Source organism: Aquabacterium sp. (assembly GCF_016234775.1).
In the GTDB taxonomy this organism is placed as follows: Bacteria; Pseudomonadota; Gammaproteobacteria; order Burkholderiales; family Burkholderiaceae_C; genus Aquabacterium.
Window position 1 is genome coordinate 1 of record NZ_JACRAH010000055.1, and the last position, 7,651, is coordinate 7,651.

Annotated in this window: 7 protein-coding genes; all 7 read left to right on the top strand. The window is 64.0% G+C overall.

The genetic code is table 11. The annotated features are described in order from the left end of the window. On the top strand, positions 1–1,143 hold a 1,143-nt coding region (locus HY836_RS16880), incomplete at its 5' end, for a DNA gyrase C-terminal beta-propeller domain-containing protein (RefSeq protein ID WP_290678441.1). 27 nt (positions 1,144–1,170) lie between these two features. Beyond that, positions 1,171–1,767, top strand: a complete 597-nt coding sequence (locus tag HY836_RS16885; protein ID WP_290678444.1) for a hypothetical protein — start codon at positions 1,171–1,173, stop codon at positions 1,765–1,767. A gap of 15 nt (positions 1,768–1,782) precedes the next feature. Further along, positions 1,783–2,889: a 3-phosphoserine/phosphohydroxythreonine transaminase gene (gene serC, locus HY836_RS16890; protein ID WP_290678447.1), complete on the top strand. Its 1,107-nt coding sequence runs from the start codon at positions 1,783–1,785 to the stop codon at positions 2,887–2,889. Then, complete coding sequence (gene pheA, locus HY836_RS16895) at positions 2,882–4,012, top strand: prephenate dehydratase (RefSeq protein WP_290678450.1); 1,131 nt, start codon at positions 2,882–2,884, stop codon at positions 4,010–4,012. The genes serC and pheA overlap by 8 nt, the downstream gene beginning before the upstream one ends. A 21-nt stretch (positions 4,013–4,033) precedes the next feature. Then, entirely contained in the window at positions 4,034–4,918 is an 885-nt protein-coding gene (locus HY836_RS16900) for a prephenate dehydrogenase/arogenate dehydrogenase family protein (RefSeq protein WP_290678452.1), read from the top strand. 51 nt (positions 4,919–4,969) lie between these two features. After that, complete coding sequence (locus HY836_RS16905; protein ID WP_290678455.1) at positions 4,970–7,015, top strand: bifunctional 3-phosphoshikimate 1-carboxyvinyltransferase/cytidylate kinase; 2,046 nt, start codon at positions 4,970–4,972, stop codon at positions 7,013–7,015. 192 nt (positions 7,016–7,207) lie between these two features. After that, positions 7,208–7,651: S1 RNA-binding domain-containing protein (locus tag HY836_RS16910; protein WP_290678458.1), on the top strand; the 444-nt coding region annotated here is incomplete at its 3' end.

Consider the following 7,651-nt stretch of genomic DNA (forward strand, 5'->3'; position numbering starts at 1 on the left):
ATCATCGGCGACGAACTGGCTGCCATCCGCCAGGAATTCGGCCAGACCAAGGTGGGCGAGCGCCGCTCCACCATCGAGCACAACGCGCAAGAGCTCGGCACCGAAGACCTGATCACCCCGACCGACATGGTCGTGACGCTCTCGCATACCGGCTACATCAAGAGCCAGCCGCTGAGCGAATACCGCGCCCAGAAGCGCGGCGGGCGTGGCAAGCAAGCTGCTGCGACGAAGGAAGACGACTGGATCGACCAGCTCTTCATCGCCAACACGCACGACTACATCCTGTGCTTCAGCAACCGTGGCCGCGTGTACTGGCTCAAGGTCTGGGAAGTGCCGCAGGGCTCGCGCAACTCGCGCGGCCGCCCCATCGTCAACATGTTCCCGCTGGAAAAGGACGAGAAGGTCAACGTGGTGCTGCCACTGACCGGCGAGTTCCGCACCTTCCCCGAAGACCACTACATCTTCATGTCGACCCGCCTGGGCACCGTCAAGAAGACCCCGCTGACCGACTTCAGCAACCCCCGCAAGGCCGGCATCATCGCCGTGGGCCTGGACGAGGGTGACGTGCTGGTGGGCGCAGCCCTGACCGACGGCAAGCACGACGTGATGCTGTTCAGCGACGGCGGCAAGGCCGTGCGCTTTGACGAAGAAGACGTGCGCCCGATGGGCCGCAGCGCCCGCGGTGTGCGCGGCATGATGCTCGAAGAGGGTCAGTCGGTCATCGCCATGCTGGTGGCCGAAGACGAAACCCAATCGGTGCTGACTGCCACCGAGAACGGCTACGGCAAGCGCACCAGCATCGTCGAGTACACCCGCCATGGCCGTGGCACCAAGGGCATGATCGCCATCCAGCAATCCGAGCGCAACGGCAAGGTGGTTGCGGCCACCCTGGTGCGTCCGGAAGACGAGATCATGCTGATCACCGACAAGGGCGTGCTGGTGCGCACCCGCGTCAGCGAGATCCGCGAACTGGGCCGCGCCACACAAGGCGTCACCCTGATCTCGCTGGATGAAGGCGCCAAGCTGATCGGCCTGCAACGCATCGTTGAAAACGACGCCAATGCGAATGCCGACAGCGATGAAACCGCTGGTGACACACCTGATGCTGATAACGCCGATACTGATGGCGGCACCGAGAACTGATCGATCAACCTGATTGAAGGACCCAGAATGAAGCTGACGAAAACGGTTTGGGCAACGGCTGTGGCCGCTGCATTGGCAGTGACCTCCCTGTCTGCTCATGCCGACAAGAAAGACCTGGTCCAGAAGATCTTGAGCCTGCAGCAAGGCGGCCTGGATGAACTGTCGCGCAATGTGGCCGAACAGCCGGCTCGCCAACTGGCAGGCAGCGTGCGTCAGATCATGGCGCAAGCCGTGCCTGAAGACAAGCGCGAAGCCACCGCCAAGCAGATCGACGTTGAAATCAAGAAGTACGTCGAATCGGCCACGCCGTTGTTCAAGGCTTCGGCTACCAAGCTGGCACCCACCACCGTGGGCCCCATGCTGGAAGAAAAGTTCAGCGAAGACGAGCTCAAGCAACTGGTATCCATCCTGGAGTCGCCCGCACTCAAGAAGTACCAGACCCTGATGCCCGAGGCCACACAAGGCCTGCTGGAAAAGGTTGTGGCTGATGCCAAGCCCCAGGTCACACCCAAGTTGCAGTCGCTGGAAGCCTCCGTGCGCAAGATCCTGGACAACGCCACGGGTGGCAAGCTCAGCGGCGGCGGTGCGCCCGCCCCTGCCACCAAGCCCGCAGCCAAGAAGTAATTCCCTCTCCCGCTCATGACACGCCCTTTCAATTTCTCTCCGGGTCCGGCCGCACTGCCGGACGAAGTCCTGCAACAGGCAGCCAGCGAGATGCTGGATTGGCGTGGTTCCGGCATGAGCGTGATGGAGATGAGCCACCGCGGCAAGGAGTTCCTCTCCATTGCCGAACAGGCCGAGGCCGATCTGCGCGAAATCCTGGCGATCCCTGCAAACTTCAAGGTGCTGTTCATGCAGGGCGGCGCGATTGCGGAAAACGCCATCGTCCCCATGAACCTTTCGCGTGGCGGTCGCGCCGACTATGTGATCACGGGTTCGTGGTCGCAGAAGTCGGCCAAGGAAGCGCGCAAGTACTGTGAAGTGCATGTGTCGGCCACCAATGAGGGCGACCACCACACTGCCCTGCCCGACTACGGCACCTGGAAGCTCAGCGACAACGCGGCTTACGTGCACGTGTGCAGCAACGAGACCATCCATGGTGTCGAGATGCATGAACTGCCGGATCTGGCTGCGCTGGGCTCCGAGGCGCCGCTGGTGATCGACTGCTCTTCGCACATCGTGTCGCGCACGGTGGACTGGTCTCGCGTGGGCCTGGCTTACGCCGGCGCGCAAAAGAACATCGGCCCCTCGGGCCTGACGCTGGTGATCGTGCGCGAAGACCTCATCGGTCACGCACTGCCCTGCACGCCATCGGCCTTCGACTATCGCATCGTGGCCGACAACGGCTCCATGTACAACACCCCGCCCACCTACCCCTGGTATCTGGCTGGCCTGGTGTTCCAGTGGATCAAGCGCCAGCGTGAAGGTAACCTGACCGGCCTGGCGGCCATCGAAGCGCGCAACATCACCAAGGCGAACCTGCTGTACGACTACATCGATGCATCGGGCTTTTATGTGAACAAGGTGGCCGCCAACTGCCGTTCACGCATGAACGTGCCCTTCTTCCTGCCCAAGGACGAGCTCAACGAAGCCTTCCTGGCGGGCGCCAAGGCGGCTGGTCTGGTTCAGCTCAAGGGCCACAAGAGTGTGGGCGGCATGCGCGCCTCGATCTACAACCCCATGCCGGTCGCAGGGGTTCAGGCGCTGGTCGCCTACATGAAGGACTTTGCCGCAAGCCATGGCTGACCACGCCCCCGATCATTTCAAACCCGACGGCCGCCCGGTTGACGAACAACTGGCGGACCTGCGCGTGCGCATCGACGTGGTCGACCAGCAGCTGCTGACCCTGCTCAACGAACGCGCCAAGCTGGCGCAAGCCGTGGGTGAGGTCAAGAAGATCGACGGCTCGCCTGTGTTCCGCCCGGACCGCGAAGCCCAGGTCATTGACCGCCTGAAGAACCGCAACCCCGGCCCCGTGCTGGCTGACAGCATCGCCCCGATCTGGCGCGAGGTCATGTCGGCCTGTCGCTCGCTGGAAGCGCGCCAGCGTGTGGCCTTTCTGGGCCCCATCGGCACCTTCAGCGAACAGGCCACGCTGAACTATTTCGGTTCGTCCATCGAGCCCATTGCCTGCCCTTCGATTGACGAGGTGTTCCGCGCGGCCTCAGCCCGCTCGTCCGATTTCGGCGTGGTGCCCATCGAGAACTCGACCGAAGGTGTCGTGGCCCGCTCGCTCGATTTGCTGCTGCAATCGCCGCTGACCATCGTGGGCGAAACCAGCCTGCTGGTCACGCACAACCTGCTGCGCAAGGACCTCAGCCGCGAGGGCATCAAGGTGGTGGCGGCGCATCCGCAGGCACTGGCGCAGTGCCAGGGCTGGCTGAGCCAGAACCTACCCGGCGTGGAGCGCCGAGCCGTGTCCAGCAACGCCGAAGGCGCCCGCATGGCCGGTGAAGATGCCAGCATCGCCGCCCTGGCCAGCGAACGCGCCGCCATGCAATACGGCCTGCACGTGGTGCAGCGCGCCGTGCAGGACGAGGCCCACAACCGCACGCGCTTTGTGGTGGTCACACACACCGACACCCACACGCCCGCGGCCCCCACCGGCCACGACTGCACCAGCCTGGCGGTATCGGTGGACAACCGCCCGGGTGCGGTGCACGATCTGCTGGTGCCGCTCAAGCGTCACAACGTGTCCATGACCCGTTTCGAGTCGCGCCCGGCGCGCTCCGGCCAGTGGGAATACGTGTTCTTCATCGACCTGGCCGGCCATCCGGCGCAGGACAACGTGGCCGCCGCGCTCGACGAGCTGCGCGCCCAATGCTCTCTTTTCAAGGTGCTCGGCAGCTTTCCGCTGGATGTGCACTGAAGTTTCCAGGACGTTTGCATCATGTTCAACCAACTCGGCCTGATCGGCTGCGGCCTGATGGGCGGCTCGTTCGCACTGGCCCTGAAAAAGGCCGGTCTGGTCAAACGGGTCGTGGGTTACAGCAAATCGCCCTCCACCGTTGAGAAGGCTCGCCGCCTGGGTGTGATCGACGTCGCAGCCGAATCCGCCCTGCTCGCGGTATCGGGCTCGGACATCGTGCTGATCGCCGTGCCCGTGGCGGCCAGCGAAGGCACGTTCAAGGCCATCCGCCACCTGGTGGACCCGGGCGTGCTGTTCATGGACGTGGGCTCCACCAAGCGCGACGTGGTCGATGCGGCCCGCCGCGTGCTGAAAGAGCGCTTGCCCTCCTTCGTGCCCGCGCACCCGATTGCGGGCCGTGAAGTCGCCGGCATCGAACACGCTGATGCGGCGCTCTACCAGGGCCGCAAAACCATCCTGACACCGCTGGCGCAAACCAACCCGGTCCTCATCCAGAAGGCCACCGATGTGTGGGCTGCCGTGGGCTGCCAGGTGCTCAAGATGACACCGGAGAACCACGACGCGGCCTTTGCCGCCGTGAGCCACCTGCCCCACCTGCTGGCCTTCGCCTACATGAACGCGATGGCCGAACAGCCTCTGGGCCAGGAATACCTGTCACTGGCCGGCCCGGGCTTCCGCGATTTCACGCGCATTGCCGCCAGCGATCCCACCATCTGGCGCGACATCCTCCTGTCCAATCGCGAAGAGGTGCTCAAGCAATCCGAAGCCTTCCGCCACGCGCTGGAGCAGATGGAACGCCAGATGCGCGACTGGAACGGCCCCACGCTGCAAGAACAGATCCAATCCGCGTCCGATGCCCGCAGCCAGTGGCAACTGGGCGCCAAGTCGCCCGCAACACGTCAATGAGCGCAAGCTGATTGACCTGGCCGCACGCACCCGCCTCCGACTTCGCTCCTCATGTACACCACCGCCTTCCTTGACCTCCCGCCCCTGCTGTCCGCCGGTGGCACCGTGCGCCTGCCCGGCTCCAAGAGCATCTCCAACCGCGTCTTGTTGCTGGCGGGCCTGAGTGAAGGCACCACCGTCGTCCACGACCTGCTGGCCTCGGACGACACCCGCGTCATGCTGGAATCGCTGCGCGCACTGGGCTGCGATCTGCAACAAGATGGCGACACCGTCAGCATCACCGGCCTGGGCGGCAAGCTCGCCGTGCTGCAGGCCGATCTGTTCCTGGGCAATGCCGGCACAGCCATGCGCCCGCTCACGGCTGCACTGGCGCTGCTGTCGGCCACACAGGGCGGCGTGTTCACACTCAGTGGCGTGCCCCGCATGCACGAGCGCCCCATTGGTGATCTGGTCGATGCCCTGCGCCCGCTGGGCTGCCACATCGAATGCACAGGCAATGAAGGCTACCCGCCGCTGCGCCTGTCGGGCGGCCAACTCAAGCTGTCCGCGCCCATCAAGGTGCGTGGCGATGTCTCCAGCCAGTTCCTCACCGCCCTGCTGCTGGCACTGCCCCTGGTTTCGCAAGATCAGCCTTTGACGATCGAGGTCGTGGGCGAGCTGATCTCCAAGCCGTATATCGAGATCACGCTCAATCTGCTGGCCCGCTTTGGCATCCAGGTCGAACGTCAGGGCTGGGAACGCTTTGTCATCCCGCAAGGCAGTCACTACCAATCACCGGGCGAGATCCACGTCGAGGCTGATGCGTCTTCCGCGTCCTACTTCATCGCAGCAGGTGCCATCGCCGGCGGCGCGATGCCGGTGCGTGTTGAAGGCGTGGGCGCCGACTCCATCCAGGGCGACATCCGCTTTGTCGAAGCTGCCCAGGCCATGGGCGCGCACGTGACCAGCGGCCCGAACTGGCTGGAAGTGCGCCGTGGTGACTGGCCTTTGAAAGCCGTCGACATGGACTGCAACCACATCCCCGATGCGGCCATGACGCTGGCCGTGATGGCGCTGTACGCCCGGGGCACCACCCGCCTGACCAATATCGCCAGCTGGCGCGTCAAGGAAACCGACCGCATCGCCGCGATGGCCTGCGAGCTGCGCAAGCTGGGTGCCACCGTGGTCGAGGGTCAGGACTTCATCGAAGTCACGCCACCGGCTCAGGGGCAATGGCAACACGCCAGCATCCACACCTACGACGACCATCGCATGGCGATGTGCTTCTCGCTGGCTGCCTTCAACCCGCTGGCCCCCACGGCCACGCCAGACAAGCCCGTGTCAGTCCGCATCGACGACCCCCGCTGCGTCGGCAAAACCTTCCCCGACTACTTCGAGTCGCTGTTCCAGGTCGCCCAGACCAATCCGGATCTGATCCCCGTGATCACGGTGGACGGCCCTACCGCCTCCGGCAAGGGCACCCTGGCCTCCGCGCTGGCAACCCGCCTGGGCTACCAGTTCCTGGATTCGGGCTCGCTCTACCGCGTCACCGGCCTGCTGGCCACCGAGCGCGGCATCAGCCTGGATGACGCCGAATCGCTCGAAGCCCTGGCCCGTCAGCTCGGCTACGGCATCGCCCTGCGTTTTGATCGGGAACACATCTGGGTGGACCAGCGCGATGTGGGCGAACTGGTGCGCCGCGAGGACATCGGCCAGGCCGCTTCCCGCGTGTCCGTTTTCCCAGGCGTTCGCCAGGCGCTGGTGGAGCTGCAGAAGGCTTTCCGGGGCTTGCCTGGCCTGGTGGCCGACGGCCGCGACATGGGCACCGTGATCTTTCCGGACGCCGCCATGAAGGTGTTTTTGACGGCATCCGTCAAAGAGCGGGCGGAACGCCGTTATAACCAATTGATTTCAAAAGGGATTTCTGCTAATCTCGATGAGATCTGCGCAGACCTAGAAGCGCGTGACCTGCGGGACCGTACCCGCGCCGTCTCGCCTCTGGTGCCTGCTGCCGATGCCCACAAGATCGACAATTCCGCCTGGACCATCGAACAATCGGTGGAAACGGTGCTGGGATTGTGGGTCGAGGGCTGGCCTCACGTGATCGTTCGTCACTGACTGGTGTCATTGACATTCACGAGGGGTCTTTACCAAAAGGCTGTGACTTCCGGCGCATGCTGCCAGGCAGGCGCTTGAGTGATCGGGGCTGCTGCAAGGCGGCCCGGTTGTCATGTTCTTCAACCCAACCCGTTCTGGTCGTTCCTGTCGATCAGGGCGTTTTCGCTGGCTCACCCCAGCACAGGAAACTCCATGTCTGAATCTTTTGCCGCCCTTTTTGAAGAGTCGCTGCAACGCGCCAACATGCGCCCGGGCGAAGTCATCACCGCTGAGGTGGTGGCCGTCGAACACAACTTCGTGGTGGTTAACGCCGGCCTGAAGTCTGAGGCTTATGTGCCTATCGACGAGTTCCGCAACGACCAGGGCGAGATCGAAGTCCAAGTGGGCGACTTCGTGTCCGTGGCTGTTGACGCCATCGAAAACGGCTACGGCGACACCATCCTGTCGCGCGACAAGGCCAAGCGTCTGGCTTCGTGGCTGTCTCTGGAAACCGCACTGGAGTCTGGCGACTTCGTGACCGGTACCGTCAATGGCAAGGTCAAGGGCGGCCTGACCGTTCTGGTCAACGGCATCCGTGCCTTCCTGCCTGGTTCTTTGCTCGATACGCGCCCTGTCAAGGACATGTCGCCGTTCGAA

Excerpts from the sequence above, each read along its gene's own strand:
- HY836_RS16905 (WP_290678455.1), top strand. The coding sequence starts at position 4,970 with ATGTACACCACCGCCTTCCTTGACCTCCCGCCCCTGCTGTCCGCCGGT.
- HY836_RS16900 (WP_290678452.1), top strand. The coding sequence starts at position 4,034 with ATGTTCAACCAACTCGGCCTGATCGGCTGCGGCCTGATGGGCGGCTCG.
- pheA (WP_290678450.1), top strand. The coding sequence starts at position 2,882 with ATGGCTGACCACGCCCCCGATCATTTCAAACCCGACGGCCGCCCGGTT.
- serC (WP_290678447.1), top strand. The coding sequence starts at position 1,783 with ATGACACGCCCTTTCAATTTCTCTCCGGGTCCGGCCGCACTGCCGGAC.
- HY836_RS16885 (WP_290678444.1), top strand. The coding sequence starts at position 1,171 with ATGAAGCTGACGAAAACGGTTTGGGCAACGGCTGTGGCCGCTGCATTG.